This is a genomic window from Variovorax sp. UC122_21 (assembly GCF_044056785.1).
GTDB lineage: Bacteria > Pseudomonadota > Gammaproteobacteria > Burkholderiales > Burkholderiaceae_C > Variovorax.
The window spans coordinates 4,552,074-4,568,666 of the sequence record NZ_CP172004.1; the positions used below are offsets into that span (position 1 = coordinate 4,552,074).

At 69.2% G+C, this 16,593-nt stretch carries 18 protein-coding genes and 2 pseudogenes; 7 read left to right on the plus strand and 13 right to left on the minus strand.

Features of this window, described 5'->3' with window-relative positions; genetic code table 11:
• The first annotated feature begins 155 nt into the window (after positions 1 to 155).
• A complete protein-coding gene (locus ACHMXE_RS34120) occupies positions 156 to 641 on the plus strand; it encodes a MarR family winged helix-turn-helix transcriptional regulator (protein WP_203204941.1) in 486 nt (161 codons plus the stop codon).
• Positions 642 to 650: 9 nt separating this feature from the next.
• Here the strand turns inward: ACHMXE_RS34120 and ACHMXE_RS34125 are convergent, their stop codons facing one another.
• The 6 genes and pseudogenes from ACHMXE_RS34125 to orn all read right to left on the minus strand — a co-directional run bounded on the left by ACHMXE_RS34125 (position 651) and on the right by orn (position 7,514).
• Positions 651 to 1,586: a zinc-binding alcohol dehydrogenase family protein gene (locus ACHMXE_RS34125; RefSeq protein WP_395348422.1), complete on the minus strand. Its 936-nt coding sequence runs from the start codon at positions 1,584 to 1,586 to the stop codon at positions 651 to 653.
• A complete protein-coding gene (locus ACHMXE_RS34130; protein WP_395348423.1) occupies positions 1,583 to 2,398 on the minus strand; it encodes an alpha/beta fold hydrolase in 816 nt (271 codons plus the stop codon). The genes ACHMXE_RS34125 and ACHMXE_RS34130 overlap by 4 nt, the downstream gene beginning before the upstream one ends.
• A complete protein-coding gene (locus tag ACHMXE_RS34135; RefSeq protein ID WP_395348424.1) occupies positions 2,395 to 3,393 on the minus strand; it encodes a 3-hydroxybutyryl-CoA dehydrogenase in 999 nt (332 codons plus the stop codon). The genes ACHMXE_RS34130 and ACHMXE_RS34135 overlap by 4 nt, the downstream gene beginning before the upstream one ends.
• Positions 3,383 to 4,457: pseudogene (locus tag ACHMXE_RS34140) on the minus strand (NAD/NADP octopine/nopaline dehydrogenase family protein). Before ACHMXE_RS34140 ends, ACHMXE_RS34135 begins: the two are co-directional and overlap by 11 nt.
• A 202-nt stretch (positions 4,458 to 4,659) precedes the next feature.
• Positions 4,660 to 6,588 carry a DEAD/DEAH box helicase gene (locus ACHMXE_RS34145; RefSeq protein WP_209541240.1) on the minus strand — a complete coding sequence of 643 codons (1,929 nt, stop codon included), beginning with the start codon at positions 6,586 to 6,588 and terminating at the stop codon, positions 4,660 to 4,662.
• Positions 6,589 to 6,917: 329 nt separating this feature from the next.
• Entirely contained in the window at positions 6,918 to 7,514 is a 597-nt protein-coding gene (gene orn, locus ACHMXE_RS34150; protein ID WP_395348425.1) for an oligoribonuclease, read from the minus strand.
• A gap of 59 nt (positions 7,515 to 7,573) precedes the next feature.
• On the opposite strand from orn, the gene ACHMXE_RS34155 reads away from it, so the two are divergent.
• From ACHMXE_RS34155 to rsgA, 3 genes are read left to right on the plus strand one after another with little or no spacing between them, the layout of a single operon-like run.
• Positions 7,574 to 8,842, plus strand: coding sequence for a M48 family metallopeptidase (locus ACHMXE_RS34155; protein WP_203204934.1), 1,269 nt, complete (start codon positions 7,574 to 7,576; stop codon positions 8,840 to 8,842).
• A gap of 47 nt (positions 8,843 to 8,889) precedes the next feature.
• The gene (locus tag ACHMXE_RS34160; RefSeq protein ID WP_261208585.1) at positions 8,890 to 9,246 is read left to right on the plus strand and encodes a 4a-hydroxytetrahydrobiopterin dehydratase; all 357 of its coding nucleotides are present in this window, start codon (positions 8,890 to 8,892) and stop codon (positions 9,244 to 9,246) included.
• Between the two features lie 15 nt (positions 9,247 to 9,261).
• Complete coding sequence (gene rsgA / locus ACHMXE_RS34165) at positions 9,262 to 10,215, plus strand: ribosome small subunit-dependent GTPase A (protein WP_296781577.1); 954 nt, start codon at positions 9,262 to 9,264, stop codon at positions 10,213 to 10,215.
• Here the strand turns inward: rsgA and hisC are convergent.
• The 7 genes and pseudogenes from hisC to rpsP all read right to left on the minus strand — a co-directional run bounded on the left by hisC (position 10,209) and on the right by rpsP (position 15,374).
• On the minus strand, positions 10,209 to 11,318 hold the full coding sequence (hisC, locus tag ACHMXE_RS34170; protein ID WP_395348426.1) for a histidinol-phosphate transaminase: 1,110 nt from the start codon (positions 11,316 to 11,318) through the stop codon (positions 10,209 to 10,211). The genes rsgA and hisC overlap by 7 nt on opposite strands.
• Before the next feature lie 4 nt (positions 11,319 to 11,322).
• On the minus strand, positions 11,323 to 12,324 hold the full coding sequence (locus tag ACHMXE_RS34175) for a CobD/CbiB family protein (RefSeq protein ID WP_203204931.1): 1,002 nt from the start codon (positions 12,322 to 12,324) through the stop codon (positions 11,323 to 11,325).
• Between the two features lie 83 nt (positions 12,325 to 12,407).
• Positions 12,408 to 13,133 (minus strand): CoA pyrophosphatase, encoded by a 726-nt coding sequence (locus tag ACHMXE_RS34180; protein WP_395348427.1) that lies wholly within the window; start codon positions 13,131 to 13,133, stop codon positions 12,408 to 12,410.
• Between the two features lie 136 nt (positions 13,134 to 13,269).
• Positions 13,270 to 13,650, minus strand: a complete 381-nt coding sequence (rplS, locus tag ACHMXE_RS34185) for a 50S ribosomal protein L19 (protein WP_203204929.1) — start codon at positions 13,648 to 13,650, stop codon at positions 13,270 to 13,272.
• 110 nt (positions 13,651 to 13,760) lie between these two features.
• Positions 13,761 to 14,508: pseudogene (gene trmD, locus ACHMXE_RS34190) on the minus strand (tRNA (guanosine(37)-N1)-methyltransferase TrmD).
• Positions 14,509 to 14,537: 29 nt separating this feature from the next.
• Positions 14,538 to 15,092 (minus strand): ribosome maturation factor RimM, encoded by a 555-nt coding sequence (gene rimM / locus ACHMXE_RS34195; protein ID WP_203204927.1) that lies wholly within the window; start codon positions 15,090 to 15,092, stop codon positions 14,538 to 14,540.
• Between the two features lie 18 nt (positions 15,093 to 15,110).
• Positions 15,111 to 15,374, minus strand: a complete 264-nt coding sequence (rpsP, locus tag ACHMXE_RS34200; RefSeq protein ID WP_057590647.1) for a 30S ribosomal protein S16 — start codon at positions 15,372 to 15,374, stop codon at positions 15,111 to 15,113.
• Between rpsP and ACHMXE_RS34205 the strand changes: the two genes are divergently transcribed.
• The 3 genes from ACHMXE_RS34205 (at position 15,364) to ACHMXE_RS34215 (ending at position 16,580) form a co-directional block, all read left to right on the plus strand.
• Entirely contained in the window at positions 15,364 to 15,504 is a 141-nt protein-coding gene (locus tag ACHMXE_RS34205; protein ID WP_395348428.1) for a hypothetical protein, read from the plus strand. The genes rpsP and ACHMXE_RS34205 overlap by 11 nt on opposite strands.
• A 76-nt stretch (positions 15,505 to 15,580) precedes the next feature.
• Entirely contained in the window at positions 15,581 to 16,102 is a 522-nt protein-coding gene (locus ACHMXE_RS34210; RefSeq protein ID WP_209541246.1) for a GNAT family N-acetyltransferase, read from the plus strand.
• Positions 16,103 to 16,133: 31 nt separating this feature from the next.
• Entirely contained in the window at positions 16,134 to 16,580 is a 447-nt protein-coding gene (locus tag ACHMXE_RS34215) for a TM2 domain-containing protein (RefSeq protein WP_203204925.1), read from the plus strand.
• Positions 16,581 to 16,593 lie beyond the last annotated feature (13 nt).

Genomic DNA, 16,593 nt, shown 5'->3' on the forward strand with positions numbered 1-16,593 from the left:
CCCGTTCATGCATCACCTGCGATAAAGCGATGAATGCCTGGACGGGCCTTGGTACGTATACTGTTTAGAAATGAATCTATCCACAATCATGAATAACCCTAGACACGCAAGCCGCGTGCCACTTCCGGGTCGTTCGATGTGCATCGGGGGAACGCATGGGAAGCACTGAAAAGAAGCCGCAGCGCTTCGTCGACAACTACCTGCCCGCGCTGCTCGCGCAGGCCAGCCAACTGATCTCCTCGGAGTTCCACGAGGTGGCGCGGCAAGAGGGTTTCTCGGTGTCGGAGTGGCGCGTGATGGCCTCGCTGGCGGGCGGCGATGCGGTGAGCATCGGAAGGCTCGCGCAGATCACCGTGACCAAGCAGCCGACCGTGACGCGACTGCTCGATCGCATGGAGACGCAGGGCCAGGTCGAGCGCATTCCCCATGAGAGCGATCGCCGCATCACGCTGGTGCGCATCACCCGCAAGGGTGCGGCCAAGGTGGAGCATCTGATGCAGCTCGCGAGCGAGCACGAGCGACGCGTGCTCGAGCCCTTCGGCCTCACGCGCGCGGAGGAACTCAAGAACACGCTGCGGCTGATGATCCAGCTGCATGCGCATGCGCCGTCCGACGCGGCGCAGGAAGAGGACGACGCGTAGCGCTGAAGCTCAGTCCGCGACGAGCACCGCGCGGCCTCGACGGCCACGCTGCGCGATCCATTCAAGCGCCCGTGCCGCTTCGTCGAACGCGAAGCGTTGCACCGCGAGCCGCAAACGCCCGTCGCTCAATCGCTCGAGCAACCGAGGCACGGCCGCGCGGCCCTGCGCCTCGCGCCGGAACATGTTGAGCGGCAGCAGGCTCACGTCGCGCTGCATGAAGGCCGGCAGCGAGAGCGACAGGGTCTCGCCCGCCGTGTAGCCGATCAGCACCGCGCGGCCACCGGGCAGCACGCGGCCAAGCAGCGCAGCGAGCACGTCGCCGCCGACGGTGTCGATCAGCACCTCGGCCTCTTGCGACGGCGCTTCGATGCCGGATCGCCACTCGACGACGTCGACACCCGAAGGCAAGCCATGGTCGGCGGACGCATCGGCCACCACCGCGCAGACCTTCGCACCGATCTCGAGCGCGAGCTGCACCGCGAGCGAGCCGACCGCACCGCTCGCGCCCGTGACCATCACGCGTTCGCCTGCGCGCACGCGCGCCACTTCATGCAAGGCGACCCAGGCCGAGGTGCAGGGCGAGAAGAAGGCCGAGCCCAGTGCCATGTCGAGGCCCTCGGGCAGTTCGCCGAGCGCGGCATCGGGCGCGTCGGCGATCTCGCACCAGGTGCCATCGAACAGAGTGCCGAGGCCGCTGCCGCGCAGCCACACGCGCTGGCCCGGCGCGAAGCGTTCGCTGTGGATCACGATGCCCGCGCCCTCGACGCCGGGCGTGTAGGGCAAGGGCGGCGGGCGCAGGAAGCCGCCGCGCCACACGGTGCGATCGATGTGGCCGACGGTTGCGGCCTGCATGCGCACCAGGCTGCGGCCCGGCGCGGGCACGGGGTCGGGCCGCTCCTCGATGCGCGGCGGCTCGCCCCATTGCGCGATGCGCACGGCCTTCATGCGAGACCCGCGAGGAAGTCGTCCACGCAGCGCGCGAAGGCTTCGGGCAACTGGTCGGGCAGCGGCACCATGCCGCCTTCGATGTCGGCGATGCGCACGCTGGCCGCATGGCGCAGATGCCGAGCGAGTTCCTGCGCATGCGGCGAGGCGAACGGGTCCTCGGGCGCGCGCACGATCAGCACGGGCTGCGTGACGCGATCGATGCGCTCTTCCATGCGGTACGAGGCCACGGCACGATGGCCTTCCTCGAGCCGCCGGCCGACCTTGAGCGCATCGAGCACGAAGGCCTCGAGCAGCTCGGGCCGGTGGGGTGGATAGAAACCCTGCCGCTTGCCCCACAGCGCCGCGAGATGGCTGCCGTCTTCGCTGGGCTCGACCTCGTCGATCGGCGGACGCTCGGCGCGCGCACGGCGAAAGGCTTCGTCGGTGTAGGGCGTCGAGGACAGCACCAGCGCGCGCACGCGCTCGCCGAGCGCGGCCGCGAGTTCGATCGCGATCACGCCGCCCGTGTGATGGCCGACCACGTCGGTGCGTTCGATGCGCAGCGCATCGAGCAGCTCGGCCGCGACACGGGCCCAGTGCGCGATCGAGGCGGGCTCGCTGCCCGCGGCCGAATCGCCGAAGCCCACGGTGTCCATCGCGATCGCGCGATGCCGCGTCCCGAGCAGGGGCAGCACCGCTTCGTACTCGCGCCAGCTGCGCGGCGACTGGTGCAGCAGCAGCACCGGCGGCGCATCGATGTCGCCGCAGCTCGCGCAGTGCACCTGCCCGACCGACAGATCGGCGAAGGCGCGGCGGATGGTCGGCGTCATGGCAGCGTGCGTTCGGCCGCGGGCCGCCAGAGGCCCGCGTGGCGCAGCATGCCGAGCGTGCGCGAGAGCACGTCGCGGCGATAGGCGGCGGTGTCGGTGCCTTCGTAGGCATAGAAGCCGCTGCCGCTCTTGAGGCCGAGCCGCCCTTCTTCCACCATGCGGTCGACGATGGCCGGCGCGGTGTAGCGCCCCTTGTCGATCGAGGCCGACATCTCGCGGCTCGCGTGGTGCAGGATGTCGCAGCCGCCGAAGTCGATGAACTCGACCACGCCGAGTGCCGCGAAGCGCAGGCCCAGGCCGTGGCGCGTGGCCTTGTCGATCTCCTCGGCGGTGGCGGCGCCCTCCTCGATCATGCGCGCGGCCTCGTTCATGATCAGCGCCTGCAGCCGCGGCACGATGTACCCGGGCGTGGGCCCGCACACCACGGGCAGCTTGCCGATCGCTTCCATGATCTCGCGCGTGCGCGCCAGCACCGCGGGGTCGGTGCCCGGATGGCAGCTCAGTTCGACCACCGGGATCACGTAGGCCGGGTTGAGCCAGTGCATGTTGAGGAAGCGCTCGGGCCTGCGCACCAGCGCCGCGAGCTGCGTGACCAGGATGCTGCTGGTGGTCGAGGTCAGGATCGCCTCATCGCGGCAATGGGCGTTGATCTGTTCGAAGGCCTCGCGCTTGGCCTCGAGCGTTTCGGGCACGCCCTCGAACACCAGCTCGGCCTGCGCGAGCGCCGCCGGTGCCTGTTCCGCGCGCACGTACTGCACGCGCGCCGCGATGGCCTCGGCCTGCGCCGCATCGATCACGCCGAGTTGCGCCAGGCCCGCGAGGCTGGCCGCGATCTCCTGCCGTGCCTCGTCGTGCAGCCTGTTCCAGGCCTCCTCGCCGCGCACGCGCAGGTCGACCAGCGCGATGCGGTGGCCCGCGTAGGCGAAGGCGATCGCGATGCCGCGGCCCATGCGCCCCGCGCCGACCGCGGCGAAGCGGACCGGCTCATTCGCCATCGTGCAGCCTCTGGCGCAGCGCGTCGGCCGAAAGATCCGCGAGGCCCAGGGCCTCGAAGCTGCGCGGCCCCTGGCGCAGGTCGCGGCCGAGGAAGCCGCCGACGATCGCGAGCAGGCCGTGGGCGATCGGTGCGTCGACGCCCGCATGCCGCGCGGCCGAGGCGAGGAAGGCCAGGCCGAGCTCGGTGTCTTCCGTGATGTAGCGGTGGCCGTGCAGGTCGATGTTCTCGCGCCAGTCGCCCGACTTCACGAGCTGCTTGTGGGCGTCGCCGTACATCCAGCGATCGTTGTCGTAGTGGTCGGCCAGCGGATAGTGCGGGCCGCCGTGGCCGAAGGCCTCGCGCACCGCGATGCGCTCGCGGTCGAGCTGGTCGGTCACGGCGCGCACCGCGGGCTGCGTGCCTTCGTTGTGGATGTCCCAGCGCTCGAAGTGCTGCAGCGGCGCGGCATTCATCACCATCAGCGGCGGATGGATGACGGGGCCGGCATTCATCAGCGCGCCCGAGAGCGCGTCGCCGCAGCCGTGCACGCTCGGGTAGGCCACGCGGATGGTGTCGATCGCCTGCGCGGCCTTGCGCGCCGGATAGACGCCGGTGGGCAGGCGGATCGCGCGGATCGTGACGTTGACCTCGCGCTCGCCATGCTTGCGCGCGAGGTAGGGCAAGGTGCCGGTCTCGGCCCAGGCCACGTCGGCGCGATTGCCGGCCTCGCGCACGGTGCGCGCCATCACGTAGCTGCCGAAGGTGCCGGGCGGCAGGAACACCACCTGGCCGTCGACCAGGTGCGGCGCCATGGCGCGCGCGATGAAGTCCTGCGCGATGGCCGGGGTCGGCAGCACGATGAGTTCCGCATCGCGCAGCGCGGCGCCGATGTCGGCGGTGGGCAGCGCAATGGGCACCTCGCGCACGCCCGCGCGCGTCCTTGAGCACGATGCTGCCGCTGTCGATGACCGGCTGCAGCGCGGCCGCGTCGCGGCGCCACAGCCGCACTTCATGCCCGGCTTCGGACAGATCGGCGGCGGCCGCATAGGCCCCATGGCCGCCACCCAGGATCGCGATTTTCATGGTCGAAGGGTCGAAAAGCTGAGGTTGATGAACCGGCCACCGACGATGCGGAACCGGAATGCAGGACTGCACGCGTCCAATACATTACTTTTCATCAATTCAGACGTCAACCAAAATCGGCGCCTTCGACTGCTCGCAAACCCCCAATGCAAAAAGCCCGCGTTCCGGAGAACGCGGGCTTTGCGAGCAACTCGAGGGCCGATCAGCGGCTGGGCTTGAAGGCGCGCTTCTGCGCGTCGCGCGGCACGAACACCTTGCCGGGGCCGCCGGCGTGGCCCGGGCCCTTGCGAGGCGCGAAGCCGTCGTTGCGCGGCGCGAAGCCGCCTTCGTTGCGCGGACCGCCGCTGCGGGCGCCGAAGCCTTCGTTGCGGCTGCCGCCGGCATTGCCGCGCGGTGCGCTGTCGCCCCAGCCCGGCTTGCGGCCGAAGCCGGCCGACTCGTCACGGTCGCGGCCGCCGCCGAAACCGGCGTTCTGGCCACCGCCGAAGCCGCCGCGCGGCGCACCGCCGGCCGGGCCGCGTGCATTGCGGTCGTTGAAGCCGCTGGCGTTGGCGTAGCCGTTGCCACCGCCATTGCCGCCGCGGTAGCCACCGCCGCCATTGCCCTGGCGACGATCGCCACCACGGCCACGGCCGCCGAAGTCGCCCTGCGGGCGCGATTGCGGCATGCGCTGCTGCGGTTCCATGCCGGGGATCACCTCGGCCTTGAACTGCTGGCGGCTGTACTGCTCGATGTCCATGATGCGGCGGCGGTCGCGGAACTCGGCGAAGGTGATCGCCAGGCCGTCGCGGCCGGCACGGCCGGTGCGGCCGATGCGGTGGGTGTAGTCCTCGGCCTTCATCGGCAGGCCGAAGTTGAAGACGTGGGTGATGGTCGGCACGTCGATGCCGCGCGCGGCCACGTCGGTCGCCACCAGGATCTGCACCTGGCCCTGGCGCAGCGCCATCAGGCGGCGGTTGCGCAGGCCCTGGCTCAGCGCGCCGTGCAGCGCCACGGCGCTGAAGCCGTCCTGCTGCAGGTCGTTGGCGAGGCCGTCGCATTCGACCTGGGTGCTGGCGAACACGATCGCCTGGTTGATGCTGGTGTCGCGCAGCCAGTGGTCGAGCAGCTTGCGCTTGTGGGCGGCGTTGTCGGCCCAGAACAGCGACTGCTTGATGTTGGCGTGCTTTTCCTGCGGGCTGTCGATGGTCACGCGCTGCGGCTCGCGCATCACGCGCTGGGCCAGCTGCTGGATGCGCGGCGCGAAGGTGGCGCTGAACATCATGGTCTGCTGGCGCTCGATGGTGAGCTGGTTGACTTCGGCCAGGTCGTCGGCGAAGCCCAGGTCGAGCATGCGGTCGGCCTCGTCGACCACCAGGAACTTGACCTTGTCGAGCTTGATCTGCATCGAGCGCTGCAGGTCGAGCAGGCGGCCCGGCGTGGCGACCACGAGGTCGGCGTTCTGCAGGCGCGCGATCTGCAGCTGGTAGGGCATGCCGCCCACCACGTTGGCGATGCGCAGGCCACGGCAGTGGCGCACCAGTTCGATGGCGTCGTGCGCGACCTGCTGCGCGAGTTCGCGCGTCGGGCACAGCACCAGGGCGCCGGGGGTGGCGGCCTTGAAATTGCGGTTGCTGGTCGGGTTGACGCGCTTGGGCCGCTTCGGCGGCGCTTCGCCGCGTTCGGCGGCTTCGGCCGCGAGGCGGTCGAATTCGGCGCGCTCGGCGGCGGCGGCTTCGGCCTGGCGGCGGATCAGCGTGTGCAGCACGGGCAGCAGGAAGGCCGCGGTCTTGCCGCTGCCGGTCTGGCTCGAGACCATCAGGTCGACGAAACGGGCCGATTCGTCGCCGCGGGCCAGCGGGATCACCTTTTCCTGCACGGTCGTGGGCTGGTGGAAGCCCAGGTCCTCGACGGCGGCGATCAGTTCGGGTGCGAGGCCCAGCGGAATGAATCCGTTGGGACCGCGCGGTGCCTCGGGTGCGTCGGACGTCTGCGCGTCCTGATCGGCGACCTCGAGGACTTCGTTGGCCTCGGTGCTGGCGGCGTCGAGCGCCTCGAGCACGGGCACTTCGGAGGTGACAGCGGAAAATTCGTTGTTGTGAATCGATTGCACAGGCGCGAGCTCGCCCTGCGCTTCAAAAGCGTCGGTCATGAATGTCAAATTTCAAACGCGAGCGCAGCCGTGGGCGGCGCCCCGTTGGTGGTTAAAAACATCAACCATCCAACGACATTCAGCTTCCGGTTCTGAAACCCGAGGCTGCGGCCCTTTTTGATCGATCCATGCGATCGGGCGCGGTGTGCAAGATAGGGAGATGCGGGATATGCCGGCGGGGAACCGATTCTGCTCATGCACGCGCCACTCTTTTGGAGAATGGCCGGGCACCCCGGTCAGCGAAGCCCACGATTATGACATGCATCGGGGTTTTTACCTAATCCCCGAATGCAATGGGATTTTTGGCCGTTGTTTCGGCCCACCAGAGCTCAGTCGGTCAGGCGCAGGAAGGTCTCGCGGTAGTGCGCCAGTTCCTCGATCGACTCGTGCACGTCTGCCAGCGCCGTGTGGGCCTGCTGCTTCTTGAAGCTGGTGAAGGCCGAGGGCTTCCAGCGCTTGGCGAGTTCCTTGAGCGTGCTGACGTCGAGGTTGCGGTAGTGGAAGTAGGCCTCGAGCTTGGGCATGTACTTCACGAGGAAGCGCCGGTCCTGGCCGATGGTGTTGCCGCACATCGGCGAGCCGCTCCTGGGCACGTAGCGCGCGATGAATTCGATCAGCTGCTGCTCGGCCGTGGCTTCGTCGACGGTGGAGGTCTTGACCTTGTCGATCAGGCCGCTGCGGCCGTGCGTGCCCTTGTTCCAGGCATCCATGCCGTCGAGCACGGCGTCGCTCTGGTGGATGACCAGCACCGGGCCGTCGATGCGCGGCGTGAGGTCGGGGCCGGTGATGACCACGGCGATCTCGAGCAGGCGTTCCTTCTCGGGATCGAGCCCGCTCATCTCGCAATCGAGCCAGACCAGGTTCTGGTCGCTTTTCTTCAGGGTGGGGAGCGCTGCGGCGGGCGTGGAGGCGGAGGATTCGGGCATCGCGGGATTGTCGCCGATGGCCCTGGGGCCTTGGATGCGAGGACTAAACTCCGCCCCCTATGTCCTATTCGCTCCTCTTCACCATCGCCTTTGCCGCCGCGCTGGTGGCCGGCCTGCTCGTGAAGTTCTGGCTGGCCTCGCGGCAGGTGCGGCACGTGGCGCGGCATCGCGGCGAGGTGCCCGAGGCCTTCGCGCAGACGATCAGCCTCTCGGCGCACCAGAAGGCGGCCGACTACACGGTGGCCAAGGCGCGCTTCGGACTGATCGAGATGGCCTGGGGCACGGCGCTGCTGCTGGGCTGGACCCTGCTCGGTGGCCTCGACCTGCTCAACAAGGTGCTGCTGGCCTGGCTCGGCGGCGGCATGGTGCAGCAGCTGGTGCTGCTGGCGGCCTTCGCGGCCATCGGCGGCCTGCTCGAACTCCCGTTCACGCTGTGGCAGACCTTCAGGCTCGAGGAACGCTTCGGCTTCAACAAGATGACCTGGGGCCTCTGGCTGCGCGACACGGCGGTCTCGACGCTGGTCGGCGCGGCCATCGGGCTGCCGATCGCGGCGCTGATCCTGTGGATCATGGGCGCGACCGGCACGCTGTGGTGGCTCTGGGCCTGGGCCGCGTGGATGGGCTTCAACCTGCTGCTGATGCTGGTCTATCCGATGTTCATCGCGCCGATCTTCAACAAGTTCCAGCCGCTGGACGATCCGACGCTGAAGAACCGCGTCACCGCGCTCATGAGCCGCTGCGGCTTCCGCGCCAAGGGCCTGTTCGTGATGGACGGCAGCCGGCGCAGCGCGCATGCCAATGCCTACTTCACCGGCTTCGGCGCCAGCAAGCGCGTGGTGTTCTACGACACCCTGCTGCGCCAGCTCAATGCCGACGAGGTCGAGGCGGTGCTCGCGCACGAGCTCGGCCACTTCAAGCACCGCCACATCGTCAAGCGGCTGGTCGCGATGTTCGCGCTGAGCCTCGCGGGCTTCGCGCTGCTGGGCTGGGTCTCGACCCAGGCCTGGTTCTACACCGGCCTGGGCGTGCAGCCCAACATGTCGATGGCCGCGCCCAACAGCGCGCTGGCGCTGCTGCTGTTCATGCTCGCGGTGCCGGTGTTCGGCTTCTTCGTCGCGCCGCTGTCGGCGCGGCTGTCGCGCAAGCACGAGTTCGAGGCCGATGCCTACGCCATCGCGCAGACCAGCGGCGCCGACCTCTCGGCCGCGCTGCTCAAGCTCTACCAGGACAACGCCTCCACGCTCACGCCCGATCCGGTGTTCGTCAAGTTCTACTACTCCCACCCGCCCGCCTCCGAGCGCCTCGCGCGCATGCTGGCGACCGCCTGAGCACCATCTCTTTTCCATCTCCCTCGCCCCCTTTCGAAAGCAGCGCCATGAGCACCGCCAGCATGTTGAAGATCAAGGACTGGAAGTCCATCCCCCGCAAGGCGCTGAGCGCGACCGAGATCGTCTCGGCGCTGGCGCGGCTCGAAGGCTGGAAGCTCAGCGGCGACGGCGCGAACGTCGCGATCGAGAAGACCTACAGCTTCACGAACTACTTCGAGACCATCGCCTTCGTGAATGCGCTGGCGATGGTGGCCCATACGCAGGACCACCACCCCGACCTGTCGGTGCACTACAACCGCTGCGTGGTGCGCTTCAACACGCACGACGTCGGTGGCATCTCGGTCACCGACTTCGATTGCGCACGCCAGGCCGACGCGCTGCTGGCGGCCGCGCCCACGGCATGACCGGAGCGATCGCCTTTGGCTAAGCCGGGCCGCGAGCGCCAGCAGGGCCGCGCCTCGGCCGACGCGCTGAACGACGGCCTCGTGGTGGCCAGCCACGGCCGCCACTGCCTGGTCGAGACGCCCGAAGGCGAACGACGCATCTGCCATCCGCGCGGCAAGAAGAGCCAGGCCGTGGTCGGCGACCGCGTGCGCTGGCAGGCCAGCGAGGACGAGGGCACGATCGAGCAGGTGGTGCCGCGGCGCAACCTGTTCTACCGCCAGGACGACATCCGCACCAAGTCCTTCGCGGCCAATCTCGACCATGTGCTGATCCTGATCGCGGCCGAGCCCGAGTTCTCCGAACACCAGCTCGCGCGCGCCCTGATCGCGGCCGAGGCCGAGCGCATCACGCCGATCATCGCGCTCAACAAGAGCGACCTGGTCGAGCCCTTCGAGCGCGCCTGGCGCAAGCTCGCGCCCTACCGGCGCATGCACCACGGCGTGCTGCCGCTCTCGCTCAAGGCCTCGGGCGAGGTCGACCATGCCTCGCTCACGCAGCGCCTCGCGGGCAAGACCACGCTGGTGCTCGGCCCCTCGGGCGCGGGCAAGAGCACGCTGATCAACCTGCTGGTGCCGGGCGCCACCGCGCTCACCGGCGAGATCTCGCAGGCGCTCAATTCGGGCAAGCACACCACCACCAGCACCACCTGGTACTGGGTCGACGCGGCGCGCAGCACCGCGCTGATCGACTCGCCGGGCTTCCAGGAATTCGGCCTCAACCACATCGCGCCGATGCAGCTCGCGGGCCTGATGCCCGACATCGCCGAGCACGCGGGCGAGTGCAAGTTCTACAACTGCACCCACCTGCACGAGCCGGGCTGCGGCGTGATCGCGCATGTGGAATCGGCGGCCAACGACGGGCCGATCAGCGCCTCGCGCTACAAGATCTACGGCGACCTGTTCGCGGAGCTCAGCGAGACGCGCTACTGAGCCTGCAGGATCTCGCGCAGCCGCTCCACCAGCACGCTGCACTGCGCGCGCGTGCCGATGCTGATGCGCAGGTACTGCGCGATGCGCGGCTGGCGGAAGTGCCGCACCAGCACCGAGCGCTCGCGCAGCGCGGCGGCCAGTTCGGCGGCGTCGCGCGAGGGATGCCGCGCGAACACGAAATTGGTCTGCGAGGGCAGCACCTCGAAGCCCAGGTCCTCGAGCTGCAGCACCAGTCCCTCGCGGGTGTCGACCACGTCGTCGCGCGTCTTGCGGAACCAGTCCTCGTCGTCCAGCGCCGCCACGGCGCCGGCGCTCGCGAGCCGGTCGAGCGGGTAGGAGTTGAAGCTGTCCTTCACGCGCACCAGCGCATCGACCAGATGCGCCTGGCCGCAGGCGAAGCCCACGCGCAGGCCGGCCAGCGAACGCGACTTCGAGAGCGTCTGCACCACCAGCAGGTTGGAATGGTGCGGAATCAGCGAGAGCGCGCTGTCGGCGCCGAAGTCGACGTAGGCCTCGTCCACCAGCACCACGCGCTCGGGGCAGGCGCGCAGCAGTTCTTCGATGCGCGCCAGCGGCAGGCCGATGCCGGTGGGGGCGTTCGGATTCGCAATGACCACGCCCGCGCAGCCTTCTCGCGCGCGATCGGCCATGGCATCGATGTCGATGCGCAGACCTTCGTCGACCGGCAGCTGCTCGCAGGCGATGCCGTAGAGCTGCGCATAGACGCGGTAGAAGCTGTAGCTGATGTCGGGCATCAACAGCGGCTCGTTCTGCTGGAAGAAGGCGAAGAAGGCGTGGGCCAGCACCTCGTCGGAACCGTTGCCCGCGAAGACCTGCTCGACCGCGAGCCCGTGGCGGCGCGCGACGGCTTCACGCAATGCGAGCGAGGCGGGGTCGGGGTAGAGCTCGAGGCCGTTCTCGGCCGCCTCGCGGATCGCCTGGATGGCGCGCGGCGATGGCGGATACGGGTTCTCGTTGGTGTTGAGCTTCACGAGGTCCCGGATGCGCGGCTGCTCGCCGGGCACGTAGGGCTCGAGGTCCGCGATGCGCGGGCTCCAGAACGAAGGCGCGCGCTTCGCCGCCGGATCGGTCAGATCGGCCATGGACTCAGCCCAGCAGCCGCGCGAGCGTCAGCAGCGCGAGCAGCACCATCCACATCACGACCGAGCGCCAGACCAGGCCCACCACGCTGCGCAGGTGGCCGGGCTCGGGCTCGCGGCCCGGCGTGCTGCCGCTGTCGGTGCGCCGGGTGTCGGCGAAGGATTCGCCGGCCTGCGCGCGCGGCAGCGGATCGACGCTGGGAATCGGTCGCAGCCGGCCGCCGCCCAGGCGCACGTTGACCGCGCCCGAGGTGGCCGCGAGGATCACGCCGTCGTTCTCGCTCGGAAAGCGGCGCGCATCGTTGCGCCAGCAATCGATGGCTTCCTCGAAGCTGCCCACCACCGCGAAGCCCAGCGCCGTGATGCGCGCGGGCAGCCAGTCGATCGCATGCCAGGCGCCCTCGGCGGCCTGCTGCACCGATTCGCTCGAGGGCTGCACGGCCGCGCCATTCTTGTGCAGCCAGTAGCGCGCGACGAATTCGCTCATGCGGTAGAAAACAGCGCCGGCCGGCCCCAGGCCGACCGCGGCGAGCACCGAGAACCAGGCCAGCACGCCGAACACGTGGCGATGCGCGGCGATCACCGAATGCTCGATCACGTGGCGCACGATCTCGCTGCGCGGCAGTTCGGCGGCGTCCACGCCCTGCCAGTGCGCGAGCAGCGAGCGCGCGAGCGGCTCGTCGCCTTCGTCGAGGGCGTCGCGGATGTCGGTGAAGTGATGGCTGAACTGGCGAAAGCCCAGGGTGACGTAGAGCACCGCGATGCTCCAGAGCACCGCGAACGGCAGCCCCAGCGTGAGCACCAGCAGCCAGTGGATGCCGAGCGCGAGCAGCGTGGGCACGAAGACCGCGAGGCCCCAGGCGATCCATCCATGGTGCGGTTTGCCCGCGTCGAAGTTGCGGCTGGTCCAGCGCGTCCACGCGAGCACGCCGCCATACACGGGGTTGTGCGGGGCCAGCGGCCGCACCTGCTCGATCAGCAACGCACACAGGATGGCGAAGAAGCTCATCCAGAGATGATAGCGAGACAGCCCCGTCGTTCGGGGCTTGCGGGCCTATGAGACGGGCAGAAGTCGCCCTTTCTTCAGGCGGCTCAGGCGCTCAGGAAGCGGTAGAGATTGCGCAGCATGCCGGCCGTGGCGCCCCAGACGAAGCGCTCCTCGGTGCCGTCCTGGTAGGGCATCGAGTACCAGTGGCGCTGCGTGCCGTCGCCCGCGGGCACGGCGTGGCGGCGATGGTTGGCCGGGTCCATGAGCCAGCCCAGCGGGACCTCGAAGGCCTGCGCGACCTCGTAGGGATTGATCGTGAGTTCGAAGCCGGGCTCGACCAGCGACACCACCGGCGTGACGATGAACGAGGTCACCGTGGTGTAGGTCGGCAGGCTGCCGAGCACCTCGATGTAGCTGGCCGACAGGCCGACCTCCTCCCAGGCCTCGCGCAGCGCGGCGGCCGCGATGTTGGCGTCTTCGGGATCGACGCGGCCGCCCGGGAACGCGACCTGGCCGGAATGGGTCGACAGGTTCGCGGTGCGCTCGGTGAGCAGCACGGTCGGCCCCTGCGGGCGCTGCACGATCGGCACCAGCACGGCGGCCTGCGCGGGCTCGCGGCCGGTCATGCGCGGCTCGCGGCGCAGCTCGGGCGCCCAGGCCGGCGGCGAGGCGAAGCGCGCGCGCAGGGCCTGCGCCGTCAGCTGTTCCAGTGCCACGGCCGGCAGCCCGTCGGCCGTGCCGCCGCCCACCACCGGGACCTTGCGCGGGTCGAATGGCGGCAGCATCGTGGGCACGACGGCATTGACGGGTTCGGAGGTGGCGGAGGACATGGACGGGGCGGCGCTGGAGGCGGTCAAGTGATCGATCGTGAGGCGAAGGGTGGATGGACGGAAGGAAAACGGAGGCAAGAACGCAAAAAGCCGCCAGAGCGGCGGCTTTTTCGCAACAGGCAAGCCTGCGGGCAGCTTACGCGGCCGAGGCGTTCGACGACTTGCCCGGCAGCTTTTCCTTGATGCGAGCCGAACGGCCGCTGCGGTCGCGCAGGTAGTACAGCTTGGCGCGGCGCACGTCGCCGCGGCGCTTGACTTCGATGTTGGCGATCAGCGGGCTGTAGGTCTGGAAGGTACGTTCCACGCCTTCGCCGCTGGAGATCTTGCGCACGGTGAAGCCGCTGTTGAGGCCACGGTTGCGCTTGGCGATCACCACGCCTTCGTAGGCCTGCACGCGCTTGCGGGTGCCTTCGACGACGTTCACGCTGACGATGACCGTGTCACCGGGCATGAAATCGGGGATGGTCTTGCCGAGACGGGAAATTTCTTCCTGCTCGAGGGTCTGGATGAGGTTCATGATTTCCTGATATCGATCGTGTCCGCGCTGCACAAAAGGCGTCGTTGGCGCAGTCATGCGGGATGACTTCGCACCGGACGCGGCCGGCCAGAGGATCGGGGAGCCCGCGATTATAGCTTTTTTTTGAGCACCGCCTCATCGGCGGCGTTCAGGCGGCCGGCAGCGCGGGCCGCGTCTATCAATTCGGGGCGTTCCCGGGCGGTGATCGCCAGCCGCTGGTCGCGGCGCCAGCGCTCGATCTGCGCATGGTGGCCCGACATCAGCGGCGCCGGCACGCCCTGCCCATTCCACTGCTCGGGCCGCGTGTAGTGCGGGCAGTCGAGCAGGCCGTCGAGCGCGGGATTGAAGCTGTCCTGCACATGGCTGGCCTCGTCGCCGAGCACGCCGGGCTGCAGCCGCGCCACCGCGTCGAGCAGCGCCATCGCGGGGATCTCGCCGCCCGACAGCACGAAGTCGCCGAGGCTGACCTGGTGCGTGACGTGCGCGTCGATGAAGCGCTGGTCGATGCCCTCGTAGCGGCCGCAGACCAGCACCGCGCCCTCGCTGGCCGACCAGCGCTCGACCGCCTCGTGGCGCAGCGCCTCGCCGATCGGCGAGAACAGCACCACCGGCGCCGGCGTGCCCGCGCGCGGCCTGCGCCGCGGCCAGGCAGGCCGACAGCGGCTCGGCCATCATCACCATGCCGGGGCCGCCGCCGAACGGGCGATCGTCCACGCGCTTGTAGTTGCCGGGTGCGTAGTCGCGCGGATTCCACAGCACCACCTCGACCTGCTTCGATTCGTAGGCGCGGCGCGTCACGCCGCTGGCCATGAAGGGCGCGAACAGTTCGGGAAACAGCGTGAGGATGTCGAAGCGCATGCGCGCGGACCGCGGCGGCGGGGCCGGGGTCAGTAGTCGGGCTGCCAGTCGACCGTGATGCGCCGGCCCGCGAGATCGACGCCGTCGACGAAGGCCGAGACGAAGGGCACCATGCGCTCGACGGCCTTGCCGTCCTGCTCGGCCGCGATCACCAGCGTGGTCTGCGGGCCGGAGGCGAGCAGCTCGCGCACCGTGCCGAGCACGATGCCCTCGCGGTTCACGACCTCGAGGCCGATCAGGTCGACCCAGTAGTACTCGTCGTCCCCGGTGCTCGGGAAGCTCGAGCGCGGCACGAACACCCGCGCACCACGCAGCGCCTCGGCCGCGTTGCGGTCGGGCACGTCACGCGACGAGGCGACGATGCAGTCGGAGTGTTCCTTGGCTTCGCTGATCGCGAGCCGGAAGGCGGTGGTCGCCGAAGCCCCGGGGGCCTGCAGGAACCAGCGCTTGGAAGAAAAAAGCGCCTCGGGTTGGGCGCTGTGGGGCAGGACCTTGAACCAGCCCTTGATGCCCCAGGCATCGGCGATGCGTCCTACTTCGATCGCATCCGCCGGCAATTCGGCGGCTTCGAGCGCGGGCAGCATCGCCGGTGGCCGCGCTGCTTAGGCGGCAGCCTTGGGAGCGGCAGCGGCGGCTTGACGGATCAGGCGCGCGACGGTGGGCGACGGCTGGGCGCCGACGCTCTTCCAGTACGTCAGGCGGTCCTGAGCGATGCGGATGCTTTCCTCGTTTTCCTTGGCGGTCGGGTTGTAGAAACCCAGGCGCTCGATGAAACGGCCATCGCGGCGAACGCGCTTGTCCGACACGACGATGTTGAAGAACGGACGGCCTTTGGCACCGCCACGGGAGAGTCGAATGACGACCATGATTTATCCTTCGGGTGGGTCGCAGGCCTTCGTGTTTGAAGATGAAAACCTGCTCACGATGTTCTTCCAGCGTCGAGACACGCGACATGGCCACCCGGCCAGCGACACGCTGAAAAGCCCACGATTATAGCCCGCACCGCGTTCCGGCCGAGAATTCCTGCCTGCCCTGGCTCATTTCCGGCATTTCCGCCTCCCAATTTCCCCTCATGACAACGATCCGCCCCAGCCGCGAAGACGACATTCCGGCGATCGCCGCCATCTACGCGCACCACGTGCTGCACGGCACCGGCACCTTCGAGACCGAACCGCCCTCGCCCACCGAGATGGCCGCCCGGCGCGCCGACGTGCTGGGCAAGGGGCTGCCCTACTTGGTCGCCGAACGCGACGGCGAACTGCTCGGCTTCGCCTACTGCAACTGGTTCAAGCCGCGCCCGGCCTACCGCTACTCGGCCGAGGACTCGATCTACCTGGCGGAGGCCGCGCGCGGCCAGGGCCTGGGCGCGCGGCTGCTGGCCGCCCTCGCCGAGGCGGCCGAGGCCGCGGGCGTGCGCAAGCTGATCGCGGTGATCGGCGACTCGGCCAATGCCGGCTCGATCGGCGTGCACCGCGGCCAGGGCTTCACCCAGGTCGGCGTGCTCAAGGACTGCGGCTGGAAGTTCGGCCAGTGGCGCGATGTCGTGCTGATGGAAAAGAGCATCGGCGAAGGCAGCAACACCCGTCCCGAATGAACGAAGCAACGAAAGCAGGATCGAGCACCGCATGAAAAGCAAGACGACCACGGCCTGGCTGGCCTTCCTGGGCGGCCCGCTGGGCCTGCACCGCTTCTACCTGCGCGGACTCGGCGACTGGCTCGGCTGGCTGCTGCCGATCCCGACCGCGCTGGGCCTCTACGGCGTCGAGCGCGTGCGCATGTACGGCGTCGACGACGGCTGGAGCTGGGTGCTGATCCCCTGCCTCGGCTTCACCATCGCCGGCTGCGCGCTCACGGCCATCGTCTACGGCCTGATGACGCCCGAGAAGTGGAACGCGCGCTACAACGCCGGCGCCGCCCTCGACGCGGAACCGGGGCGCACGAGCTGGGCCACCATCGGCGCGGTGGTGCTGGCACTGTTCTTCGGCAGCACGATCCTCATGGCGAGCATCGTGTTCAGTTTTCAGCGCTACTTCGAGCACCAGGTCGAAGAGGGCCGGAAGATTTCCCAGTAGATCCGGGAGGAGG

Bases quoted from the DNA above. Each gene is read 5' to 3' on its own strand.
- orn (WP_395348425.1), bottom strand. From the start codon at position 7,514: ATGCCCGAATCCTCCGCCTCCACGCCCGCCGCAGCGCTCCCCACCCTG.
- ACHMXE_RS34215 (WP_203204925.1), top strand. From the start codon at position 16,134: ATGAAAAGCAAGACGACCACGGCCTGGCTGGCCTTCCTGGGCGGCCCG.
- ACHMXE_RS34130 (WP_395348423.1), bottom strand. From the start codon at position 2,398: ATGACGCCGACCATCCGCCGCGCCTTCGCCGATCTGTCGGTCGGGCAG.
- ACHMXE_RS34120 (WP_203204941.1), top strand. From the start codon at position 156: ATGGGAAGCACTGAAAAGAAGCCGCAGCGCTTCGTCGACAACTACCTG.
- ACHMXE_RS34160 (WP_261208585.1), top strand. From the start codon at position 8,890: ATGAGCACCGCCAGCATGTTGAAGATCAAGGACTGGAAGTCCATCCCC.
- ACHMXE_RS34125 (WP_395348422.1), bottom strand. From the start codon at position 1,586: ATGAAGGCCGTGCGCATCGCGCAATGGGGCGAGCCGCCGCGCATCGAG.
- ACHMXE_RS34135 (WP_395348424.1), bottom strand. From the start codon at position 3,393: ATGGCGAATGAGCCGGTCCGCTTCGCCGCGGTCGGCGCGGGGCGCATG.
- hisC (WP_395348426.1), bottom strand. From the start codon at position 11,318: ATGGCCGATCTGACCGATCCGGCGGCGAAGCGCGCGCCTTCGTTCTGG.
- ACHMXE_RS34145 (WP_209541240.1), bottom strand. From the start codon at position 6,588: ATGACCGACGCTTTTGAAGCGCAGGGCGAGCTCGCGCCTGTGCAATCG.
- ACHMXE_RS34155 (WP_203204934.1), top strand. From the start codon at position 7,574: ATGTCCTATTCGCTCCTCTTCACCATCGCCTTTGCCGCCGCGCTGGTG.
- rpsP (WP_057590647.1), bottom strand. From the start codon at position 15,374: ATGGTCGTCATTCGACTCTCCCGTGGCGGTGCCAAAGGCCGTCCGTTC.
- rplS (WP_203204929.1), bottom strand. From the start codon at position 13,650: ATGAACCTCATCCAGACCCTCGAGCAGGAAGAAATTTCCCGTCTCGGC.
- ACHMXE_RS34210 (WP_209541246.1), top strand. From the start codon at position 15,581: ATGACAACGATCCGCCCCAGCCGCGAAGACGACATTCCGGCGATCGCC.
- ACHMXE_RS34205 (WP_395348428.1), top strand. From the start codon at position 15,364: ATGACGACCATGATTTATCCTTCGGGTGGGTCGCAGGCCTTCGTGTTT.
- ACHMXE_RS34175 (WP_203204931.1), bottom strand. From the start codon at position 12,324: ATGAGCTTCTTCGCCATCCTGTGTGCGTTGCTGATCGAGCAGGTGCGG.
- rimM (WP_203204927.1), bottom strand. From the start codon at position 15,092: ATGCTGCCCGCGCTCGAAGCCGCCGAATTGCCGGCGGATGCGATCGAA.
- ACHMXE_RS34180 (WP_395348427.1), bottom strand. From the start codon at position 13,133: ATGTCCTCCGCCACCTCCGAACCCGTCAATGCCGTCGTGCCCACGATG.